Source organism: Aurantimonas sp. NFXS3, assembly GCF_049132005.1.
GTDB lineage: Bacteria > Pseudomonadota > Alphaproteobacteria > Rhizobiales > Rhizobiaceae > Aurantimonas > Aurantimonas coralicida.
The window spans coordinates 1-22750 of record NZ_JAGDDZ010000001.1 but is presented as its reverse complement, the minus strand read 5'-3'; the positions used below and the strand labels follow the sequence as shown (position 1 = coordinate 22750).

The following is a 22750-nucleotide window of genomic DNA, read 5'->3' as shown; positions in this document are numbered from 1 at the left end:
ACAATCGCCCGAGCGAGATCGATGACCGACGCCATCACCATCGCATGTGAATCGCCCGGCCTCGATGGCGACGCCTTCGCGATCGTCGTCACCCTTCCGACCTTCCGCCGGCCCGAGCACCTCCTGAAGACGCTCGCCTCCCTGGCCGCGCAGCGGACCACCCGTCCCTTCGCCGTGATCGTCATGGAGAACGATGCCGAGGGCCGTGCCGGGCTCGATGCCGCCCGCCCGCTGTTTGCCGACGGTCAGCTGAACGGTCTGGTCCTGATCGCCCATGAACGTGGCAATTGCGCCGCCTACAATGCCGGCTGGCAGACCGCCCTGACGCGGTTTCCGGCGATGCGCCATCTTCTGGTCATCGACGACGACGAGATCGCCGATCCGGACTGGATCGACCGTCTCGTGGCAACCTCCGACAGGCTCGATGTCGATATCGTCGGCGGGCCGCAGGTGCCGGTCTTCGAGGACGGGGCCAGCACCCGCTACGCGCGCCATCCCGTCTTCACGCCGCATTACAGCGAGACCGGGGCCGTCCCGATCCTCTATTCCTCGGGCAATGTCGCGATCCGCCGCAAGGTGCTCGAGACGATCGGCGCACCCTTTCTCGACACAGCCTTCAACTTCATCGGCGGCGGTGACAGCGACTTCTATACGCGGTGCCGACAGCGCGGCTTTTCCTTCGGATGGTGTGCCGAGGCGCCGGTTCTGGAGACGACGCCAGCGCGCCGCACCGAGTTTTCGTGGCTGAACGCCCGCGGCCTGCGCAATGGCGCCATATCCTCGATCATCGAGCGCCGGCAGACCGCGGGCCGTCGCAACGGGCTGCGCCGCGTTGCCAAGAGCGCCGCGCTGCTGGCGGCCTCGCCGCTGCGCTCGGCAGGGCTGGCCCTGCGCACGCGCTCGCCGGTGATCGGGCTTTATCACATGCAGGTCGCCATCGGCCGGCTGATGGCGGAATTCGGATGGGTGAATGAGCAATATCGCCGTCCAGAACAGAACTGACTTTCGCTCCTTCGGCGACACCCAGTGGTGGACGGATACCGTCCGCATGCTGCTGGGTGCCGGGATCTTTACGGCGCTGCTGGTCACCGTCACGCCCTTTGCCGTCACCTTCACCGGCGATCAGGACGCCGGCAGCCTGGCCAACCAGCTGGGCTACGCCTCCATGGCGCTGGTCGTCTTCGCCGGCCACGCCCTCCTCACCGACCGCACGACGCTGCTGGCGCTGGCCCGCCCCATGTGGCTCATCATGGCGGCGTGGCTGCTCGTCAGCGCCCTGTGGGCGGACAGTCCGGAAAACGCCCTGCGCGGCGCCGCCTTCACGCTGCTGGCGATGGCGACCGTCAGCGCCATCCTGTGCTTCCCCAAGGATGTACGCGCCTTCCGCACCGCGCTGACGCTTGCCATGCTGGCCGTGCTGGCGCTGTCCTATTTCGGCGTCATCGCCATGCCGGGCCTTGCCCTGCACGACGGCTCGGGCTCGGAGCCCCAGCATGCGGGCTTGTGGCGCGGCGCCTATTCCCACAAGAACGTCGCCGGCGCGGTGTTCGCCGTGGTGTTCTTCTGCGGTGTCTATCTGTTTCGCTGCGGCCAGCGCTGGTCCGGTTTCGCCATTGCGCTTCTGGCCGCCTTCTTCGTTCTGAAGACCGGCTCCAAGACGTCGATCACGCTGCTGCCCGTGGTCGCCGCCATCGTCATCCTCGGGTCTCTCACCGGCCGCTGGCTGCTGACCATCGGCATCGCCCTGACCTTGACCGTCATGGCGTTCCTGACGATCGGCACGGTCCTGTCGCCGCTGTTCGACCAGATCGTCCAGGCGGTGGTGCCGGGCACCACCTTCACCGGCCGCATGGATCTGTGGCGCTTTGCCTTGGAAGTCTTCGAAGGGCATGAATGGACCGGCTTCGGCCTCAACGCCTTCTGGCAGAGCCAGGTCGTCTACGGCACCGAGCGCAATTTCGAACTGTCCTGGGATCCGCGCGGCAGCCCCAATGCCCATAATGGCTATCTCGACATCGCCATCTCGATGGGCCTGCCCGGCCTCGTCCTCGCCGTGATCGTGCTGGTCGTCCTGCCCCTGTGGGATTTCACCCGTGTCGGACGCGATCGCGAGAGCCAGCGGCTCGGCCAGCTCTTCCTGATGGTCCTGGCCTATCTGCTGCTGAACGCGTTTCTGGAGAGCTTCCTGTTCGACCGGGCGAACCCGATCTGGATGGCAGTCTGTTTCGCGGTCATCGGCCTGCGGCTTTTGTCACGTCACTCGGTCAGGGCGTAGAGCCGTCCGCGACAGGCTTGTCTGCCGGATGTCCGGAGACCGGAGCAGGCTTGCGTGACAGGCGCTTCTGGCCATAGGCCATGCCCGGTCGCTCGATGAGCCGCCAGGTGATCGCGCTCATGACGATCGTGCCGGCCAGGATGATCGCCAGCGCCGTCAGCGACTGCCATTCCGTGCTGCCCATCAGGCGCTTGCCGTCCGCCGCCGCCGAGAAGATCGGCCAGCCGGTCCTCTCGCCGAGAACTGTCGCGACGTTCTCGGTGCGCGAGATGACGAAGGCGTGGGTCATGTAGACCGAGTAGGAGATCGCCCCGAGAAAGGCGATCGGCCCGGCCTTCAGGAGGCGGCTCACCGCGCCGCCCTCATGGCCGAAGACATAGATCGCGAAGGCGAAGACCAGGGGCGCGGCCACCGACAGCACCGATCCGCCAAGTTCGCTGACGAAGACCACGACCAGCAGGACGCAGGCGAGCTCGGCCAGCGTCCAGGCGGTGCCCCCGACGGCCACCCGCCCCCCGGCCCGTGGCCAGATCACCAGCCGCAGGACGGCGCCGAGCGAGAAGCCGGCGAGACAGCGCAGCCAGCCGAAGCGAACCGTCGTGTCCATCGTGCCCTCGACCAGCGCGATGACGACGAGCCCGCCGACGATGGTCACCGCCATCAGCGGCAGCATTGCGCGCGGCGCGCGGATGACCATGAGCGCGAACAGGCCATAGGCCAGAAGCTCGGCCGAGATGCTCCAGCTCGGATAGTTCCAGCCGAGCGAATCCACGGTGCCGAAGGAATGGCTCATCAGGAGATTGTGGACGAGGGCCACCACCGAATTGCCGCCGACGAAGGCCTCCGACGGGCCCCGGGTCACCAGCATCAGGCACTCGAAGGCGACGAACAGCGCCAGCATGAAGAGATGCAGCGGATAGACCCGGAACAGCCGCAAGCCGAAGAAGCGGCCGAAATTTTGCTCCCCGCGCAGCCGGTCGTAAAAGGCGTGGGCAATGACGAAGCCCGACAGGACGAAGAAGAAGTCGACGAAGAGATAGCCGTGCCGGAAGAAGGCGGTCTCGTGGACGATGCCGGCGACCGGGGCGTGGAACAGGACGACCAGCAGCGCGCAGATACCGCGCCAGCCATCCAGCGCTTCGAACCGCGCCGGCTGGCTGCGATCCTGAACGGCGGCCTCGCGCTGTTCGTCGTGCATGGCAATCCCCCCGGATGCCCGCGCCGATCGGCGGCGCCGTCGGCTCTCGCGGTCGTTGGACCGGGCCAGATTGGGCCAGAAACGTTAAGCTTTTGGTCATGCCTCGGTGCAGGGCGCGGCGATGCGCCGGATGTCGGGCCGAGATGCCGTTGCGGTCGGTGCCGGCGCGCCCTAGGTTCCGCGCTGCCAACACGGAAAGAACCCTTCGCATGACCGACCGCCTGCGCCTCCTCGCCGTCGACACCGACGACCTGGCGATCATCTCAGCCTATTGCCAGGACGCGGTGGTCAAGCCGAAGGACTGCCAGCACCGGGCCGCCGCCGGCCAGTTCATCGTCGAGATGAACCGCTTCGTCTGGGAGACCTCGCAGGGCGTGTCCCGCTTCCGCCTGTTCAAGAAGGCCGAATATGAGCGCCGCCGCGCGGTGCTGCATTTCGACCGGGTCACCGAGGTCAAGCATACCGGCCTCGCGCCCGCCTCCGACGACGTGCTCGTCCTCCTCGCCATCCGCTTCACTGTGACGGAAGCGCCCTCGGGGATTGTCGAGCTTGTCTTCGCCGGCGGCTCCGCGATAAGGCTGACCGTCGAGGTGATCGAGGCGCAGCTCGCCGATATCGGCGGCTCCTGGAGCACCGGGTCGAAGCCGGACCACAACCGGCCAGACCGGATCAGCTGACGGCCGCATGGCTGGCGCGCCCTGCCGCAAGGCAGGTGGAACCGCGACGGCCCGACGGCGTCCGACGAGAGTGACGGAAGGGGTTCGCAGAGTGCCGTCGAGGCTCAATACCGACGATTCCGGTTTCGAGGCGGAGTTTCGCGCTCTGCTCGGCGCCAAGCGCGAGCAGGCGGACGACGTCGATTCCGCGGTCCGCCACATCATCGCGCGGGTGCGCGAAGAGGGCGACGCCGCCCTGATCGATCTGACGCGCCAGTTCGACGGGCTCGACCTGACACCCGAAGTGCTGCGGGTCGGCCAGGACGAGATCGACGCCGCCCATGCCGCGACGCCCGACGAGACGCTGGCGGCGCTGACCACGGCCCATGATCGCATCTCCAGCCACCATGCCCGGCAGATGCCCAAGGATGACCGCTATGTCGACGCGATCGGCGTCGAGCTGGGCAGTCGCTGGACGGCGGTGGATTCGGTCGGCCTCTACGTTCCCGGCGGTCAGGCGAGCTACCCCTCTTCCGTGCTGATGAACGCCGTGCCGGCGAAGGTCGCAGGCGTCGAGCGCATCGCCATGACGGTGCCCGCCATGCGCGGCGTCCTCAACCCGCTGGTCCTTGCCGCGGCGAAGATCTGCGGCGTCAGCGAAATCTACCGGCTGGGCGGAGCGCAGGCCGTGGCGGCGTTTGCCTACGGCACCGAGACCATCGCGCCCGTCGCCAAGATCGTCGGTCCGGGCAACGCCTTCGTGGCTGCCGCCAAGCGGCAGGTCTTCGGCACGGTCGGCATCGACATGATCGCCGGCCCGTCGGAAATCCTCGTCATCGCCGACGGCCGGAACGATCCGGACTGGATCGCCGCCGATCTGCTCAGCCAGGCCGAGCATGATGCCGCCGCCCAGTCGATCCTGATCACCGACGACGCGGACTTTGCCGACGCGGTCGAGGCCGCCGTCGAGCGGCAGCTCAAGACCCTGTCGCGCGGTACGACGGCGGCCGCGAGCTGGCGCGACCACGGCGCCATCATCCTCGTCGGCTCGCTCGACGAGGCCCCGGCCCTGTCCGACCGGATCGCGCCGGAGCATCTGGAACTGGCAGTCGACGATCCCGAAGCCCTGTTCGCCAGGCTGCGCCACGCCGGCGCGGTCTTCCTCGGCCGGCATACGCCGGAAGTGATCGGCGACTATGTCGGCGGCTCGAACCATGTTCTGCCGACCGCCCGCTCGGCGCGCTTCTCCTCCGGCCTGTCGGTGCTCGACTTCGTCAAGCGCACGTCGATCCTCAAGCTCGGCCCGGACCAGTTGCGCGAGCTCGGCCCGGCGGCGATCGAACTCGCCCGCGTCGAAGGGCTCGACGCCCATGGCCGGTCGGTCGCGATCCGGCTGAACCTTTGAGGATGGCATGAGCGAAGCGGACGGCACGGGCGATGGCCATCTGATCGACGTCGAGCTCGACGACACGATCGGCCGGGCGACGCCCGACGTCGAGCACGAGCGTGCCGTGGCGATCTTCGACCTGATCGAAGAGAACGTCTTCAATCCGGTTGGCGCGCCTCAGGGCGGCCGCTTCAAGCTGAAGCTCTCCCTGGCCGACAAGCGTCTGGTCTTCGACATCCGCGACGAGAACGATGCGCCGCTGGTCGCCCATATCCTGTCGCTGACCCCGTTTCGCCGGGTCATCAAGGACTATTTCCTGATCTGCGACAGTTATTACGAGGCGATCCGCTCGGCCACGCCCCAGCATATCGAGGCCATCGACATGGGCCGGCGCGGGATTCACAATGACGGCTCCCAGACCCTCATGGAACGGCTGAAGGGCAAGATCGACGTCGATCTGGATACGGCGCGGCGGCTGTTCACCCTTATCTGCGTTCTCCACTGGCGGAGCTGACCCCGGCCATGGCGTGGCGAGTGACGGCATCGGGGCGAGATCGGGATGCGGGGTCCGGTGGGACCCGGCACCGTTCCGCTTTTGCCGGGAGGCCCTGCCCATGAGCCCGGCCGGCGAAGGCGGCGACAAACGGCGCATTTCCTCGGTGCTGTTCGTCTGCGGCATGAACGCGATCCGCTCGCCCATGGCCGAGGCGCTGGCGCGCTCACTGCTTCCCCAGTCGGTTTATGTCGCCTCCGCGGGCGTGCGCGACGGACAGCGTGACCCGTTCGTCGACAGCGTCCTGGCGGAAAAGGGGCTCAGCCTCGGCGATCGGCGGCCGCAGCGGCTGGAGGATCTCGAGGACAGCTATTTCGACCTGATCGTCACCATGGCGCCGGAAGCCCATCACGCGGTCCTCGACGCCACCGGCACAGCCTCGGTGGATGTCGAGTTCTGGCCGATGCCCGACCCGTCGGTCGCCACCGGCAGCCGCGAGCAGATCCTGGAAGCCTATCGCGCCGTGTGCAGCCGTATCGACGACCACATCCGCAAGCGCCTGCTGCAGGATCAGGCGACGCCAGCCGCACCGAAGGACTGACGCGGACCGCGGCCGAACGCCGGAGGCGCCCTGCCCTATTCGGCTAGTGCGGCGATTTCGGCCTTCAATTCGTCGAGCCCGACACCCTTTTCCGACGATGTCGAGAGAATCCGCGGAAACGCCGCCGGGTGCCGCTTGATGCCGAGCGCCGTCGCCTCGATCAGCTTCGGCACGCCGGTCGCCTTGATCTTGTCGGTCTTGGTCAGGACGATCTGGTAGGAGACGGCCGCCTTGTCGAGCAGGCCCATGACCTCCTCGTCGTTCTTCTTGATCCCGTGCCGGGCATCGATCAGCAGGAAGACCCGCTTCAGGCTGGCGCGGCCCCGCAGATACGAGAAGACCAGCTTGGTCCAGGCGTCGACATGGTCCTTCGGGGCCTTGGCATAGCCATAGCCCGGCATGTCCACCACCGCGATCGGCGGCAGCTCGGCGGTCTCGCCGCCATAGCCGTCCGGCACGAAGAAGTTCAGCTCCTGCGTCCGGCCCGGCGTATTCGAGGTGCGCGCCAGGCCCTTCTGGGCGAGAAGCGCATTGATCAGCGACGACTTGCCGACATTGGAGCGACCGGCGAAGGCGATCTCGGGCGGGCCTTCCGGCGGCAGGAACTTCATCGCCGGGACACCGCGCACGAAGACCCAGGGCTGGCCGAAGAAATGCGCGGCGGCCGGCGGCGGCGGCGTGTTGGCGTCGTCGGTCATGTCCTGATCCATCGTCATTTCGCCTCTTCCAGCGCGTCTATGTCGCCGCCCCGGATCGCACCGAGATTGCGGCTGATCCTGTCGGCCGGCCAGTTCCACCACGCGATTTCCAGGAGGCGCCGGACGGCGTCGTCGGGAAAGCGCATGCGGATCGTTCTGGCCGGATTGCCCCCGACCACGGCATAGGCCGGAACGTCCTTCGTGACCACCGCATGGGCTGCGATCACCGCCCCGTCGCCGACGGTGACCCCCGGCATGATGGTCGCCTTCTCGCCGATCCACACATCGTTGCCGATCCGCGTATCGCCCTTCACCCCGTCGAGGATGGTCTGGAAATCGAAACCGGCTTCCCAGCCCTTGCCGAAGATCTGGAAGGGGTAGGTCGAGATTCCGCCCATCGCGTGATTGGCGCCGTTCATCACGAAGGACACGCCGCAGGCGATGGCGCAGAACCGGCCGATGATCAGCCGGTCCTCGATGAACGGATAGAGATGACCGACGCAGGCCTCGACGAAGCGCTCAGGTCCGGCCGGGTCGTCGTAATAGGTGTAGTCGCCGATCTCGATCTGCGGGTTGTCGACCAGCGGCTTCAGGAAGCCGACACGCGGATGCCCGGCCAGGGGGTGCGGATCGGTCGGGTCGGGTCCGTGCATGCTCGGTCCTTTTTGAGGACGGCACCCCCGAACGGCGTCGTCCCGCGCGGCGCGACCCGAAGGCCGCATCGCACGGGACGTCTGCTCAGCCCTCGGAGGGCTTTTCCTTTCGTCGGAACATCCCGCGCAGATTGTCCCAGAGTTCGATCTTGGTGCCGTTGCGCTTCATGATCACCGACTGCTGGATCACCGAAAGCAGGTTGTTCCAGGTCCAGTAGATCACCAGTCCGGCCGGGAACGAGGCCAGCATGAAGGTGAAGACCACCGGCATCCAGGTGAAGATCATCTGCTGCGTCGGGTCCGGCGGCGTCGGGTTGAGGCGCATCTGGATGAACATCGTGATGCCCATCAGGATCGGCCAGACGCCGACCATCAGAAGCTGCGGCATCTCCAGCGGGATCAGGCCGAACAGATTGAAGATGCTGGTCGGATCGGGCGCGGCCAGATCCTGGATCCAGCCGAAGAACGGCGCGTGCCGCATCTCGATCGTCACATACAGCACCTTGTAGAGCGCGAAGAACACCGGGATCTGGATCAGGATCGGCCAGCAGCCTGCGGCCGGGTTGATCTTCTCCTCCCGGTAGATGCGCATCATCTCCTGCTGCTGCTTCTGCTTGTCGTCCTTGAAGCGCTCGCGCATCTCCATGATCTTCGGCTGCATGTTCTTCATGCGCGCCATCGACTTGTACGACTTGTTGGCCAGCGGGAAGAAGATGAGCTTCAGCACGACGGTGACCGCGAGGATTGCGACACCGAAATTGCCGATCATGCTGTAGAACCAGTCTAGCGCATGGAACATCGGCCGGGTGATGAAATAGAACCAGCCCCAGTCGATCAACTGGCCGAACTGGCGGATGTTGTAGCGCTCTTCATAGCTGTCGATGTCGCTGACGACCTTGGCGCCGGCGAAGGTGCGCGAGACGTTGGTCGCGGTGGCGCCCGGCTCGACCGTCACCGGGTCGGCGACGTATTCGGTCTGATAATGCGCGCGGCCGTCGGTCATGTAGAGAAAGCGCGACTGGAACGGGCGGCCTGCCTCCGGGACCAGCGTCGTCGCCCAGTACTTGTCGGTGATGCCGAGCCAGCCGCTGGAGGATTTCGGCGGCGTGTAGCGCAGGTCGTCCTCGATGGTGGAGTACGAGATCTCCGACAGGCCGTCATCGCCGAAGACGCCGATCAGGCCTTCGAACAGGACGTAGACCGAGGCGACTTCCGGCTTCGCATAGCGGGTGACCCGGCCGTAGGACGACAGGGTCAGCGGCGCCGAGCCCTCGTTGCGGATCGTGTCCTCGTAGGTGAACATGAACCGGTCGTCGACGGAGATGGTCCGCTCGAAGGTGACGCCCGCGCCGTTCGTCGCGGTCAGCGTGACCGGGCTGTCGGGCGTCAGGGACTGGCCGCCTTCGGCCTGCCAGACCGTGCTCGGCCCGGGAAGCTCGCCGGCATCGCGGCCGAGATAGCCGAATTCCGCGAAATAGCCCGACGGCAGACGCTCCGGCGACAGGAGCACGATCGTCGGGGACGAATCGTCGACGGTCTCGTGGTAGTTCTTCAGGCGCAGATCATCGAGCCGCGCACCGGTCAGATTGATCGAGCCGGACAGGGCCGGCGTGTCGATGGCGATTCGGTTGCCGGCGGCGATGGCCTGCTCGCGGGTCTCGCCGGTCGTCGGCAGAGCACCCCGATCCGGCACGACGCTTTCGCGGCCCGACGGTGCGGCGACATTGTCCTGCGGCGTTCCGGCGGGCGTCTGCGGCGTCTGCAGCGAGCCGTCGTTCTGCGCAACGTTGGACTGCGCGGCCTCGTTCTCGAGCCGCTGGGCTTCCATGCGCGGGCTGACGACCAGAAACTGCCACCCGACCAGCACCCCGATCGACAGGATCATGGCGATCAGGAAGTTGCGGTTGTTTTGCATCAGTCAGACCCCGATGGACGCTTCGACGGGCGCCGTTCCGTTGTGGCCGGCTCTCGCTGCGGCTGCTTCATCCTGGCGACCCGACGCGACAACTCGTCCTTGAGCTGCTCGAAAGGCAGCGTCAGCACATCGCGGCGGGCGACGACCACATAGTCGATCCCCGGGGCCATGTCAGCCTGCACATCGAGACGAATCGCCTCGCGCAGCCGCCGCCGGATCCGGTTGCGGACCACGGCATTGCCGACTTTCTTGGTCACAGTGAGCCCGACACGAGGTGGAGCCGCGTCGCCGCGGTCCAGCGCCTCGATGAAGAAGGACGGGCCGTTCAGACGACGGCCCCGGCGCGCGGCGAGAAACTCCGCGCGCTTTGTCATGCGGCCGACAGCCTTCGGCATCTCGCCTGGCCGCGACCTGCTCACGTCTGGTGTCAGGCCGACAGCCGCTTGCGGCCGCGTGCGCGGCGAGCGGCGATGACCTTCTGGCCACCCTTGGTCGCCATGCGCGAGCGGAAACCGTGGCGGCGTTTGCGGACGAGCCGGGACGGCTGATAAGTGCGCTTCATCGTTTCACCCCCGCACCTTGCGGCACGGGCCCTTCATGTGTTCCGGAAACTGGGTTCGCGGTACAAGACGCTGCACGCAACTATCCGTCGCGCGGAACGCTGCCCGCTCGTGTGCGCGGCTTATAGGAAGGAAGAGCGGGAAAAGTCAATCACCGACGCGCAGGTCACGGCGAACGGATCGATTCCGGATTTTGCGCAACATGGCGTGATCTGGCTCCGTTTTGCGCCGCCGCCCTTTCGGTTTGCCGCGCCCCGCGCGATGTTGCGGGCCACGCCAGACGGCGGCGCGGGCGACCCCGGCCGCGCCAGCAGAAAAATCGGACGCCGCATGAGACCGCATCTCGACACCAAAACCGGGCCGCCGCCGCTGGTGCGCTATCTTCCCGTCGCGGTGATCGTCGCGGGCCTCGCCTTGGCCTACGCGCTCGAACTGCACCTTTATCTCTCCCTCGACGTCTTCCTCGACAGCCGCGAGCGCCTGCGCGACTTCGTCGCCGGCCATATTGTCCTCGCCTCGCTCGGCTTCGTCACGCTCTATGCCCTGCTCGTCGCCTTTGCCTTCCCGGCGGCCTCGGTGGTGACGATCGCCGGCGGCTTCCTGTTCGGCTGGCTTCTCGGCGGCGCCCTGACGGTGATCGGCGCGACCATCGGCGCGACGGCGCTCTTCCTGGCCGCGCGGCACGCTTTCGGTGATGTTCTGCGGCGGCGGGCCGGCGGCGCCATCCGGCGTTTCGCCGAGGGTTTCCGCGACGATGCCTTCGCCTATCTCCTCGTCCTGCGGCTGACGCCGATCCTGCCTTTCCTGGCGGTCAACGTCGCGCCGGCCTTCTTCGAGGTCTCGCTGCGCACCTATGTCGTCACCACCTTCCTCGGCATCATTCCCGGTGCCATGGTCTATGCCTTCCTCGGCAGCGGCCTGAACCAGACGCTGGTCAATGTGGGCAGCGGCGATGTCGAGATCGCCGACCTCGTGACCATGGAAATGACCATCGGCCTTGCGGGACTGGCGGCACTCGCGATCCTCGGCCTGGTCCTGAAGAAGACCTTCTTTCGCCGGCGCGCCGCGTCCGCGGAGAACAAGAACGGCGAGCGCTGAATGGCCGAGATCCTCACACCCGACATCTGCGTCATCGGCGCCGGCTCCGGCGGCCTGACCACGGCGGCGGCCGCGGCCGCCTTCGGCGTGCCCGTCGTCCTGGTCGAACGCGGCAGGATGGGCGGCGACTGTCTCAATTATGGCTGCGTGCCGTCCAAGGCCCTGATCGCGGCCGGCAAGCACGCCGCCGCGATCCGCGAGGCGCCGGCCTTCGGCGTGTCGACTGGCGACCCGCTCGTCGATTTTCCGGCGGTCAAGGATCATGTCGACGCCGTCATCGCGGCCATCGCGCCGAACGATTCGGTCGAGCGCTTCGAGGGCCTCGGCGTGACCGTCATCAAGGCCGATGCGACCTTCGTCGACCCGAGGACGATCTCGGCGGGCGGCCAGCTCATCCGCCCCCGGCGCTTCGTCATCGCCACGGGCTCGTCGGCACTGGTGCCGCCGATCGACGGCATTGCCGCGACGCCGTATCTGACCAACGAGACGATCTTCGGCCTGCGCGAGCGGCCCGAACATCTCCTTATTATTGGCGGCGGGCCGATCGGCATGGAAATGGCACAGGCCCATCGCCGGCTCGGATCGCGGGTGACGGTGGTCGAGGGCAGCAAGGCGCTGGGCCGCGACGATCCCGAACTGACCGAAGTGGCGCTCGCCGCGCTGCGCCGCGACGGTGTGACCCTCATGGAGAGCACCAAAGTGGTGCGGGCCGAAGGTAATGACGGCGCCATTCGTCTGACCATCGACCCCGCCGATGGCGACCGCCGGACGATCGAGGGCAGCCATCTTCTCCTGGCGGTCGGGCGGTCGCCCAATCTCGACGGGCTTGGGCTGGAAGCGGCCGGCATCGCTTATGACAAGCGCGGCATCACGGTCGGCGCGGATCTGCGCACCAGCAACCGGCGCGCCTATGCCATCGGCGACATCGCCGGCGGGCCGCAATTCACCCATGTGGCGAATTATCATGCCGGCCTCGTCATGCGGGCGCTGCTGTTCCGGCTGCCGGTCCGCACGAACCACGACAATCTGCCCCATGTCACCTTCACCGATCCGGAGGTCGGCCAGGTCGGGCTGACCGAAGCGCAGGCGAAGGAGCACGGCCTCGCCGTCGAGATCCTGCGCTGGCCCTATGCCGAAAACGACCGTGCCCAGGCCGAGCGCCGGACCGAAGGTCTCGTCAAGCTCGTGGTCGGCCGGCGCGGCAAGATCGTCGGCGCCGGCGTCGCCGGCGCCCAGGCCGGCGAGATCACCAATCTCCTGGCGCTGGTGGTCGGCCGGGGCCTGACGGTCGCGGCCCTGCGTGACTTCGTTTCGCCCTACCCCACCTTGTCGGAAATTGGCAAACGGGCGGCCACCGCCTACTATCAGCCCTATACGCGGCGTTCCCTGGTGCGCCGCGCCGTTGCCTTCCTGCAGCGGTTCGGCTGACCGGATCGGCAGGCGCTCCGGCAGCGGACCGCACGGATGGCTGTGGATGGCAGCGAAAGGACAGACTGCGACTTGCCGCTGACGCCCGACAGACCCGCGGACGGCGCGACGACGCGCGCCAGCGTGCCGACTGTGCGGCACCGCATTTCCAACCGCCTCCTGATCATCACCATGCTGGCCGTCATGCTGGCGGAGGTGCTGATCTTCGTCCCGTCCATCGCCAATTTTCGCGAGGAATGGTTGTCCGACAGGATCGCAACTGTCGCGGTGGCGGGCCTCGCCTCGCGGGGCCGCGACAGCGAGGACGCCGCGCCGCTGAGCCCGGACGAGGAGGCCGGCCTCCTGCGGGCGCTCGACGCCCTGCTCGTCGCCATCATCGAGGGCGACGCCTCGCGGTTGCTGGCCCGCGACCCGCGACTGGATGCCGTCGACCTGCAGATCGATCTGGGCAATCGCGGCCCATGGAGCGCGGTCACCGGCGCCTTCGACACCCTTTTCTTCGGGGGCGATCGCATCATGCGGATTTCCGGCCCGGTCGGCGACCGCTCCATGCTGGCCGAGATGGTGATGTCGGAAGCGCCGCTGCGCCGCGACATGCTGGTCTATTCGCGCAACATCCTGCTGCTCTCACTGGCCATCGCCAGCTTTGCCGCGCTCCTGGTCTATGCGGCCATCAGCGTCTATCTGGTGCGGCCGATCCAGGCGATGACGACGGCGATGGTGCGCTTTGCCGAGCAGCCGTCCGACCCCCGGCGGATCCTGCGGCCGAGCGGCCGCGACGACGAGATCGGCGTCGCCGAGGCCGAGCTTGCCGACGTCCAGTCGCGGCTCGCCGAGACCCTGCGCGAACAGCGCCATCTCGCCGATCTCGGCCTCGCCGTTTCCAAGATCAATCACGATCTGCGCAACATTCTCGCCTCGGCGCAGATGATCTCCGACCGCCTGTCCACCGTGAACGATCCGCGCGTCCAGCGGGTCGCCCCGATGCTGCTGCGCAGCCTCGACCGGGCGCTGCACTATACCCAGTCGGTGCTGGCCTATGGCCGCGCCGTCGAGACGGTCCCGGTCAAGCGCCGCATCCGCCTCAGACAGCTCGTCGACGACGTCTTCCAGATGCTGACGATCTCGCCGCAATCGCCGATCGAACTCGTCAACGCGGTAGACGCAGGCATGGAGCTGGATGCCGATCTCGACCAGCTGCACCGTGTCCTCCTCAATCTGTGTCGCAACGCCGCGCAGGCGCTGGAGGCCGAGGACGACGATCTGTCCTCGCTGGTGCGGCGCGTCACCGTGTCGGCCACCGGCGGGCCGACCGAGGGCCTCGTCATCGCCGTGGACGACACCGGCCCCGGCCTGCCAGCCCGCGCCCGCGACAATCTGTTCCGCGCCTTCCGGGGCTCGGCCCGGACCGGCGGAACCGGCCTCGGCCTCGCCATCGCTGCGGAGATCATCGAGGCCCATGGCGGAACGATTCGCCTGGCCGAGACCAATGCCTCGGGAACCCGGTTCGAGATCGCCCTTCCCGGCACCGCCGCCCCGGCCCGCCCGGCCCCCGGGCGCCCGCCGCGCAATGGAGCAGAGGCACCGGCGACACCCGACGCGCCCTGAAAGGCCCGCAACTCCCGTCACCCGAGCGTCACGAACGCCGGATAGACAGGCCATGCAGCGACGACGAAAAAATGCCTCGGTGGACGGCTTGCATTCCGCGAACCGAGCCGTTAGGAACCCCTCAAGAGCGGGCGGCAGACGCGGCCCCTTCTGGATGCGCCCGTAGCTCAGCTGGATAGAGCACCAGACTACGAATCTGGGGGTCAGAGGTTCGAATCCTTTCGGGCGCACCATTCTTGAATACCAATGGGCACTGCCAGTCCTCCTTCACTGTGAGCGGCAACAAGGGCGCGAAGCCCGTCGCGTTGACCGGACAGCGTCGCGTTATCGTCACCAACAACTATGCGATCGATGATCGATCGAATGTACGCCTTTCGAAACGGGACCTCTCCGTTGCGCACGCGATCTCTCATATAGTTCGAGAACGCCACAATCCGCTTCGGGTCCAAGGCGAACGCCGCGCCGATTCGGCGTCGGACCCGCTCAATACCCGCAGCAGCAATATCCCGATCCTTCTTTGCCGCCGCCAGCTTCGCGCCCAATTCTGGGTCGGACGCTTCAGCAAGACCGTGCTCGACCATCGACATCAGGCGGTTGATTCGTTGCCTGGCATTGGCAAGGTCTCCTTCCATCCGAAGTAGTTCACCGGAATTCTGGCTGGCGGCTCTGCGATCCGATTCAAGCCGAGTTAGAATTCCCTCAAGCCGCGCTGGAGCCAAAGCTTCTGTGATCAGGGCTTCCGTCACCGCTTCATCGACCAGATGCATGGAATGCGAGCATCCTTCGCAAGCGACCGTTCCCCGCGCCTGTCGGTTCGCGCAAGCGTAGTATTGGTAACGGCCGGATTTTCCCGTCCGCATCGTCATAGCCGCCCCGCATTTTGCGCACTGCAAGAGACCCGTTAGAAGAATCGGCCCGGTGACGACGCGCGGCGCCGCGAGTTTTGGGTTCCGGCTACGAAGTGATGCCTGCACCGCCTCGAACCGCTGAGGGTCTATGATTGCAGGACAGGAAACGCTGATATGGTCATCTGTGGATCGTTTGATACGGGTATTGGAGTCGACGGTGTTGTACAGATACATTCCGCGGTACGCGGTGTTTGTCAGCAATCCATGCAAAGGCCCAACGTGCCAGAGTTTGCCGCGCCGAGTGCGATAGCCCCGACTATTGAGGTACTGAACGATCAACTTGACGCCCATCGGCCCGGACCTTTGATCCCCCTCTTCTGCGAGTCGGAAGATAAGTTCGACGATCGGCGCCTCCACCTCGTCGACCGCATGCCTCTTTTTATCTTTCTTACCGCGACGTTCTGCGATCTCAGTCTTATAGCCGTAGGGTGGCGCCGATCCGTTCCAGAAGCCGAGCTTGGCATTCTGTATCATCGTTCCCCGAACGCGCGTCGCCGTTTCCACACTGCTGTTTTCATCGATAACTGCGATAATCTGCCGGACCACGTCGCCGACCGCGCCGCTGTCATTGGGTTGTGTGACCGAATAGATTTCGACAGCGTTCCGGCGCAGCTCGCGGATCGTCAACTCTGCCATCGCCGCATTGCGATAGAAACGTGAACGGTCGTGGACGATGATTGCATCGAATGGCGCGGGTTTTGACTTGGCGTCGAGCAACATTCGCTGGAACTCCGGCCTCCCATCGTCGCGCGCCGAGGCACCCCGATCTATGTAGATTTCGCACAGTGTCCAACCTTTGGTCTCAGCAAAAGCTTCAATCCGCTCACGTTGGACGTCGAGGCTAACACCCTCATTGGCTTGGCGCTTTGTCGAAACACGGACATATCCGACAGCTAGCATGGTGGCTCTTTCGTCTTGTTTCGAATGTCGTGGCCTTCGCAAGGGTATATGGCTGCGAAGCGGATCCATTCTAGCTTCAGAAGGCGCAGTTCCTCATCCGACGGCGCTCCCACACCGTGTTTCCATTCAGTCCGTATTATTTCCGGTTTCTGCCGCGATCTCGTCATCCGAGATCCATGGCGCATCCGAAGAATTGTACCGGTGATTTAAGTCGAGGTAGGTGCTGATGTCCGACTGAGCGTGCTGAACGGACTTAAATTACCGATGCAAGCGACGTTTGCGCGCACAGATCGGTGATGGCCAGTTTCGAGACCAGCTCTCTTCAAATCCGAATCATCGCTGCCGTAGGACCGGCAGCAAGTGGCCCGCTCGGCCGACGTAAACTTAGTCAGATCATATCCAGGGTCGCTCCGCTGTTAGCGGAGGCGCGCCGGGAGGGCGAAAGCTGGGATCGGATTGCTTCCGTGATGTCCGACGGTCTCGAAGCAATCGGAAGGCCGCCGATTACACCCGCGACGCTTCGAGGAATGATTAGGCGCACCCCTCCGGTTGCACGCCATCCTCACCCTGCTGCCGCCACTACTGCCGGCCTGACAGACCGATCGCCCTATGCTCGGACAGCGAGCCAAAGCCAGGAAAAGTCGGCTCTCTGCAGCGATCTCGACTTAAATCACCGATCCAATCCGCCAGACCGCGTTCACTCAAACTCCGTCGTTGATCGGATTCGCCGGCTTCGTCGTATTAATGAGAACGGATTGGACCAACCATGAGTTTAGAGAATACACCAGAGGCCTTTCGAGGTTGGATTTTCATCTTTATCAGCGAGAAAGGGGGCGTCAGAAAGACCGCGACACTCAGCGCATTCGTCTCTCATATGTACGAGATGGTGCCGGCGTTTCCGATTTTTGAGATTGACGATCAGCCACGCTTGAAGCGCTGGTTCGGAGACAAGGTTCAGACGCTTCGTCTCCCAGATCTTGCGACGGTGCGCCACGATGATCTGGCTGACCAAATGGTTCTGACACCGCTCATCGACAGCATTCTGGATCAAGATGCCGAGAATATCGCAATCGACGTCGCAGGCAGTGTCGATGGAAGAGTGCTGGAGGCGTTCGTTCTGATGGACTTCATGGGTGCAGCTCGAGACGCAGGCTACCGGATTGCCGCGTTCGTACCATACAACAGTGAGAGCGATGCAATTGCACTCGCGTCACGAACGATCGATCGGGTTTCAGTTGCCTTGCCGGGTACGCAGATCGTACCGGTCCACTCCGTTGATGGCGGCAGTTTGGAGCATTTGCCGGCTGTCACCGCGCGACATCTCGCCTCTATGCAAAAGGAGCGCACAACCATCGTTCACCCTCGGTTGCTGCCTCGTGCGCTCGCTGCGGTAGAAGCGACGCGACGCAGTCCCTACGATCTCGCGGCAATGCCTGATAAGGAAGCTCTCCGGATGCTCGCAGAAACCGGCATTCCCCGAGCTTTAGCGCGCGGTGTTCACTCCGGGCTCGTTTGCTGGCAGGCGGAAATCCTTGACGAATTCGATCGCCTGCCATTCGGGGTACGAGATGAAGCGGAAGCTTGATCCGCGCATCGAGAACATACGTGTTCGCAGGAAGCAACTGCGAACACGTTTCGCCAGTGCGTCGTCAGACGAGCAGATCCTGCGGTGCTTTCAAGAGTTGCCAAACCAACTGTCAAACTCTGAACTCCTCGAATGGATCAGAGCACGGGATCGTTCCTCGGCAGCAGCGGCCATCGCCGAATGGAAATACCGCCATCCAGCGCTTGCTTGGGTTGCATCAATTCTGGACCAATACAAATGGTAGCATCACATGTGTAATCCGAACCGACAAAACCCATTTCCTTACGGAAATCCAATCATCATTGGGTATCGCAAAAACTTACAATTCAGCAAAATTTATGATGATGAACAAATAGAACGTGAAGCGTTGATCGCGCATAATGATATATTGATGGAGATTGTCGCATTCTGGACATCCGCACATAAAAAAGTTGATTTTGTCGACTATTCCGAACTGATCAATCGCGGAATAGTGTCCATCGGTTCTCCAGTTTCTCCAAATAGCCCTACCGGCCGTGAGAAATCAGTTTGTGATAACCACTACTTTACGAGCTTGATCTGGCTCACCCCGGGCTTCAACATTGATCGCGTCGCCGCGAACAGGCCAGTCATAGCCCAATCGATCGAAGAGGTCGCAGCACTGGCTTTCGAAGCTCAATTAGCTAAAACGTTCGATGTCTTTTGTAAGGTGTTTGCAAAGAACCCTAAAACAGATGGCGCAACCATTCGAGATGCCCTCTATTATCATATCAAGATTGGACTTCAGCAAAACAATGTAACTGGACATTCTGACGAAAGTGGTGCTGCGGGCGAAATGGAAGATGCGACACGAGAGCGGGGAAATGAACAAATACGAAGATTTTCGAATCGTGGCCGGAAGTTTTTAGCGAAACTGGGCGCGACGACAGCGGACGTTGGCATGCCCGTCCCTGACAAAACATTTTCATTCCGGGCTACGGACGATCTTCTCCACGCCGGCCTCAGTGATGTCGAAATGCTAGAGAAAGAAAAAAATGAAACAATCCGCACCGAGATGGCTATCTTACTTTCTCTTTCTCGGATACGGAATTTGGCGCGTAGATTGCATCAGGCGCATCTGGACATACGACGAGATCAGGAAGTGCAGCAGACCCGAGGGCAACCTCCCCACGATATCGTCGATCGCGTAAGTCATCCGCAATTTGCAGTAAACACTCTCGTAGAAGAACCTGCTCGGCAGCTGCAAATTCTTACTCGAATCGCGGAGCTTGCGTACTGGAAAAATGGTCAGGATCACTCTAGAGCGCTGCTGTGGCTGGCAACGGATATCGCGTTACGCTACGAGGTCGACATTTTACAGCTGTTTCCCACAAGGGGAGTCTGGCGTTCGATGCCGCAGGCTGCTTGCGCGGTGGCTGCTTACAATCGACGGGGTGAGCTTCCCGACGGAAATACATTTACCGGCGTCTGCGCCTACTGGGGGCTCCGCGCATTGCTCGACAAGCATTCTACTGTCGAGGATGATCGACGGCCGTTGCGAAATATCATCAGCCGTTCATCTGAGTCGCTTCTGCCAGACGCGCTTCGAGATTATGCCCTTGGTGAGTCCCCTGCGCCGCTGGGCATTGAAGCAGCTGAACGGTTTCGCAACTGATCCATCACCGGCGTTATCGGTGGCTGTACAGTGCAGGAGTGGGTACGTCGGCGGAGTTGCCCAATTGCAGGCCAACTTTCTCCGAGCGTTTTGGCAAATGCGGACGACGGTCGCGCTTGGAACAAGCGCGGTTGCCGACAAGGCCATCGACACCGACGGCATCCGTTCGTTCGTCGCCGACCGAAAGGCGTGTGCAAACAGACTGCGACCTTCGATCCGCAAGGACACCTTCGCCTTCAGCCGTTGGGTCTACCGCCCGGGTGGATTCCAGCGTGAAGCGCAACATGCTCATGAGAAACGGATTCTGACATCCTTGCCAAGTTCGTGGAGGAGGCACTGGAAGGGCGTGATGAAGCCGAGGCATTTTCGCGGCGTGGTGTTGAGGCTGACAATGGCGTCCTGGAGATCCGCTTCGGACAGGGTGTCGAGATCGAGCCATCTGGGCAGCCATCGTCGCAATCGTCCGTTGGCGTTTTCGACGCCTCCCTTCTGCCAGGAAGCGTAGGCGTCGCAGAACCAGGTCGACATGCCGAACAGGTCGTCGAGCAGGCGGTGGCGGGCGAAAGCGGTGTCGTTATCAAACGTCACCGAGGAGCGCAGGCAGGGAGCGACACGCCGGAAGACGGCTGTCATCGCTGTGATGGTTTCGGCGGCGGTCTTTCCGTTCAGCCTCGTGGCGAGCGTCACACGGGTCTTTCGCTCATGAAGGACGAGAACCGGGCGAGCGCGCTTGCAGATGACAAGATCAGCCTCCCAATGCCCGACCTGTCGGCGATCCTCGACCTCGGCCGGACGGTCATGGATGGAGCGGCGGTTCTTGATCGTATCGCGTGACAGGCGTGCTCTCATCGAGCGGCGCGTTCTGCGCCGGCGGAGGAGATAGCGCCAGAGCTCCTGGGCCTTCTGCGAGGCGCGATAGACGAAGGCGTAGATGGTCTTGGTGGCGAGCCCGCGCAATCTCGGCTCCGCACCATTCTTCAGCCAGCCCGCGATCTGCTCCGGCGACCAGCCTTCCGACAGGCGCTCGATAACGAACTGGCGCAGGCGCCCGTCACTCTCCAGCACGGCATCCCGTCTCCTGCGCTCGATATCGGCTCCGTCGGCTACGACTGGCAGATAGTTGCCGCCTGGCAGCGCATTGCGTTCCTAGCGGCGTCGCATCACGGCCTCCTCGCTCGGACTTTTAAATCAGTCGCGTTATCCGTTGCCAACCAGATTTATGAGTTGTAGCGCCTAAGAGATCGACGTCTTCTAGGGAGGTCGTACCGCCCTGCCCGAACACAGCCGTCTGGTAGCTTGGCTAGGGATCACTGGCCTGATCGGTACCGGGCGTCCGCCCACGGAGACGGGACGCAGGAAGAAGTCGACAGACAGTTCGCAAGGCTCAGCGTCAACGAGGTGATAGGTAAAGATCCGGACCGGAGGCTTTCCCTTGTTTCCCGCCCAGCTTGTGCAACAATCCGTTTGGCATTGTCGCGTTCTGCCGCAAACTGACTCGTAGTGACTCACTTCGTCACGCCCGCAATGAAGAAACAGGCTTATCTGGATTAAACAGATTCCGCAGTAACGTGGGAGCTAGGGCCTCAAGTCGCTCTGTAGCAATGCCGACCGTTCTGATTGTCACTCGGGATGCGAACAAAAGGGAGGACCGGAGCCGACTGCGAGCAATCTGGCACTTTGCAGTTCCTTGACCTCCAATGCCAGTTCGACAACCCGGTTCGCAACGAACCCCGTCGCCTCATCGGCACGGCCAAGCGGGTTCGCAAGGATCCGCGTTTCTCCGACCCCGTAGTCGCGGGCCGCATGGATATGCCCGTGGATCCAGATCCGCGGCCGCCATGTCTCGATCGCAGGCTCGAGGTCCGACGCGTAGCAATGGTCCAGCAGGTCGTGCGGAAGCGCGAGGGAGCGCAGGCTCGGCGCATGATGCGTCACCACGACTGTACGGCGTGGATCGATGCCACGAGCAAACGCGTCGCCCAGGAACCGGCACGAGTCACGGTGCCAGGCGAGCGTCCTTGCCGGCGTAATCCGCCGCGAGCGCCGGGTCGACGAGATGCGGTGGATGAAGTGGTAGTCGTTCATCCCGCGCCTTGCCGCCGCATGGGCCTGCGCTCGGCTGACGTGCAGGTGCGACCGCAGATCGGTCCACAATGTTGCGCCGAGGAATGTCAGGCCATTGATCGTCGCGGCCTCGTTGGACAGGAGCGTGATCCCGAGCCTGTCTGCCAAGTCACGACCGGCCTGAAGCTCGTCCTCGACGGTGAAGCCATTCGGCGAGCCATCGCGGTACCAGTCGTGATTGCCGGGGACATAGACCGTCGGCACGCCGGCAAACCGCTCTCCCAGCCATTTGAGCGAGGCCGTCAGCCTGCCAGCGCAGTCGCCCGCAATAATGGCAATGTCGAACGGCGTGGTGATCTCGGTTGCCGGATCGAAGGAGCGGCCGCCGTCATTCTGATGCAGGTCCGACAGGACGAGCAGCCGGGTCATGCGGGGCCTCCGTGGTCAGGATCCATGAAGCCATGGTTCCTTGCGAACTCTGCGAGCGCCGCCCGTCCGAGAACACGGCGATCGAGCGCAAGATCGGCCAGCGCTTCAATCGCCGCCCGGTGCCGGCGCACGAGAACGATCGTCTCGGCGTAGAGCCGTGCCAGTCGACGGTGGACGGCCGCGCCGTCGATTTGTGCGCCATGCACGAGCGTGCCGCCGAACCCGAGGGAGGTCTCCGCGTTCGCAACGATGCGGGTCACCTGGGCAAGGTCGGAACTGGCAGAGCCACCGGCTCCGGCCGAGGGAGAACCGAGGATAACCTCTTCGGCGGCACGACCGGCCAGCATGCAGACCGCTTCCTTGACGACATCACCGGGAAGGCCCTCGAACGACGCCTCGTCGACATCGAAGACAACGGCGCCGCCGCTGTGTTCCGTCTCGACGAGCGAGAGCGACGTCGGCACTTGCTCGAATTGCATCCGGGCAACGGCGTGGCCGGCTTCATGGATGGCAATGCGCCGGCGGACAGCCGGAGCACGCTCATCGCCGGGAACGGCAACCGCGATCAGATCCTCGGTCTGGAGGGACCGACCGGCAAGCCGGGCCCGACGCCGTGCATCGCGGGCAATGCGCACGACATCCGCACCCGACAGCGTTCCGG

The 22750-nt window shown here is 64.1% G+C and carries 19 protein-coding genes, 1 tRNA gene and 2 pseudogenes; 12 read left to right on the top strand and 10 right to left on the bottom strand.

Annotation, left to right across the window (positions count from 1 at the left end):
* Positions 1-21: 21 nt before the first annotated feature.
* Together J3367_RS00110 and J3367_RS00105 are read left to right on the top strand one after the other, a co-directional pair.
* Complete coding sequence (locus tag J3367_RS00110; RefSeq protein WP_029702730.1) at positions 22-1002, top strand: glycosyltransferase family 2 protein; 981 nt, start codon at positions 22-24, stop codon at positions 1000-1002.
* Positions 971-2275: an O-antigen ligase family protein gene (locus tag J3367_RS00105; protein ID WP_081651813.1), complete on the top strand. Its 1305-nt coding sequence runs from the start codon at positions 971-973 to the stop codon at positions 2273-2275. Before J3367_RS00110 ends, J3367_RS00105 begins: the two co-directional genes overlap by 32 nt.
* Here the strand turns inward: J3367_RS00105 and J3367_RS00100 are convergent.
* Positions 2265-3473, bottom strand: a complete 1209-nt coding sequence (locus J3367_RS00100; protein ID WP_024349331.1) for an acyltransferase family protein — start codon at positions 3471-3473, stop codon at positions 2265-2267. The genes J3367_RS00105 and J3367_RS00100 overlap by 11 nt on opposite strands.
* Positions 3474-3682: 209 nt before the next feature.
* Here J3367_RS00100 and J3367_RS00095 point away from each other — a divergent pair, with 209 nt between their 5' ends.
* The 4 genes from J3367_RS00095 (at position 3683) to J3367_RS00080 (ending at position 6610) form a co-directional block, all read left to right on the top strand.
* The gene (locus tag J3367_RS00095; RefSeq protein WP_009208227.1) at positions 3683-4150 is read left to right on the top strand and encodes a DUF2948 family protein; all 468 of its coding nucleotides are present in this window, start codon (positions 3683-3685) and stop codon (positions 4148-4150) included.
* Between the two features lie 91 nt (positions 4151-4241).
* Complete coding sequence (gene hisD, locus J3367_RS00090; protein ID WP_024349332.1) at positions 4242-5534, top strand: histidinol dehydrogenase; 1293 nt, start codon at positions 4242-4244, stop codon at positions 5532-5534.
* Positions 5535-5541: 7 nt separating this feature from the next.
* Positions 5542-6030, top strand: a complete 489-nt coding sequence (locus J3367_RS00085; RefSeq protein ID WP_009208225.1) for a UPF0262 family protein — start codon at positions 5542-5544, stop codon at positions 6028-6030.
* A 100-nt stretch (positions 6031-6130) separates the two neighbouring features.
* Complete coding sequence (locus J3367_RS00080) at positions 6131-6610, top strand: low molecular weight phosphatase family protein (RefSeq protein WP_024349333.1); 480 nt, start codon at positions 6131-6133, stop codon at positions 6608-6610.
* A 35-nt stretch (positions 6611-6645) separates the two neighbouring features.
* Here J3367_RS00080 and yihA read toward each other — a convergent pair whose 3' ends face one another.
* From yihA to rpmH, 5 genes are all read right to left on the bottom strand, one after another.
* Positions 6646-7308 carry a ribosome biogenesis GTP-binding protein YihA/YsxC gene (gene yihA / locus J3367_RS00075; RefSeq protein WP_024349334.1) on the bottom strand — a complete coding sequence of 221 codons (663 nt, stop codon included), beginning with the start codon at positions 7306-7308 and terminating at the stop codon, positions 6646-6648.
* Between the two features lie 14 nt (positions 7309-7322).
* Positions 7323-7961: a CatB-related O-acetyltransferase gene (locus J3367_RS00070; protein ID WP_024349335.1), complete on the bottom strand. Its 639-nt coding sequence runs from the start codon at positions 7959-7961 to the stop codon at positions 7323-7325.
* Positions 7962-8046: 85 nt separating this feature from the next.
* Positions 8047-9876, bottom strand: a complete 1830-nt coding sequence (gene yidC / locus J3367_RS00065) for a membrane protein insertase YidC (RefSeq protein WP_024349336.1) — start codon at positions 9874-9876, stop codon at positions 8047-8049.
* A complete protein-coding gene (gene rnpA, locus J3367_RS00060; protein ID WP_024349337.1) occupies positions 9876-10271 on the bottom strand; it encodes a ribonuclease P protein component in 396 nt (131 codons plus the stop codon). Before rnpA ends, yidC begins: the two co-directional genes overlap by 1 nt.
* 32 nt (positions 10272-10303) lie before the next feature.
* Positions 10304-10438 (bottom strand): 50S ribosomal protein L34, encoded by a 135-nt coding sequence (rpmH, locus tag J3367_RS00055; protein ID WP_024349338.1) that lies wholly within the window; start codon positions 10436-10438, stop codon positions 10304-10306.
* On the opposite strand from rpmH, the gene J3367_RS00050 reads away from it, so the two are divergent.
* The 4 genes from J3367_RS00050 (at position 10428) to J3367_RS00035 (ending at position 14803) form a co-directional block, all read left to right on the top strand.
* Positions 10428-11534, top strand: coding sequence for a TVP38/TMEM64 family protein (locus J3367_RS00050; protein WP_421459919.1), 1107 nt, complete (start codon positions 10428-10430; stop codon positions 11532-11534). The genes rpmH and J3367_RS00050 overlap by 11 nt on opposite strands.
* Positions 11535-12962, top strand: a complete 1428-nt coding sequence (locus J3367_RS00045; RefSeq protein ID WP_024349340.1) for a dihydrolipoyl dehydrogenase family protein — start codon at positions 11535-11537, stop codon at positions 12960-12962.
* Positions 12963-12998: 36 nt separating this feature from the next.
* The gene (locus J3367_RS00040; protein WP_024349341.1) at positions 12999-14570 is read left to right on the top strand and encodes a sensor histidine kinase; all 1572 of its coding nucleotides are present in this window, start codon (positions 12999-13001) and stop codon (positions 14568-14570) included.
* Between the two features lie 156 nt (positions 14571-14726).
* Positions 14727-14803: transfer RNA gene (locus tag J3367_RS00035), tRNA-Arg, on the top strand.
* Here J3367_RS00035 and J3367_RS00030 read toward each other — a convergent pair.
* Positions 14774-16378, bottom strand: a complete 1605-nt coding sequence (locus J3367_RS00030; protein ID WP_421459917.1) for a recombinase family protein — start codon at positions 16376-16378, stop codon at positions 14774-14776. The two genes, J3367_RS00035 and J3367_RS00030, sit on opposite strands and share 30 nt — an antisense overlap.
* Positions 16379-17144: 766 nt before the next feature.
* On the opposite strand from J3367_RS00030, the gene J3367_RS00025 reads away from it, so the two are divergent.
* Entirely contained in the window at positions 17145-17963 is an 819-nt protein-coding gene (locus J3367_RS00025) for a hypothetical protein (RefSeq protein ID WP_421459915.1), read from the top strand.
* A gap of 250 nt (positions 17964-18213) precedes the next feature.
* Positions 18214-19596, top strand: coding sequence for a hypothetical protein (locus J3367_RS00020; RefSeq protein WP_421459913.1), 1383 nt, complete (start codon positions 18214-18216; stop codon positions 19594-19596).
* Positions 19597-19884: 288 nt separating this feature from the next.
* Here J3367_RS00020 and J3367_RS00015 read toward each other — a convergent pair.
* The 3 genes and pseudogenes from J3367_RS00015 to J3367_RS00005 form a co-directional block, all read right to left on the bottom strand.
* Positions 19885-20742, bottom strand: a pseudogene (locus J3367_RS00015) (IS30 family transposase); the annotation flags it as partial.
* A 474-nt stretch (positions 20743-21216) separates the two neighbouring features.
* Positions 21217-22089: a metallophosphoesterase gene (locus J3367_RS00010; RefSeq protein ID WP_421459911.1), complete on the bottom strand. Its 873-nt coding sequence runs from the start codon at positions 22087-22089 to the stop codon at positions 21217-21219.
* Positions 22086-22750: pseudogene (locus tag J3367_RS00005) on the bottom strand (peptidase); the annotation flags it as partial. The gene J3367_RS00010 and the pseudogene J3367_RS00005, both read right to left, overlap by 4 nt.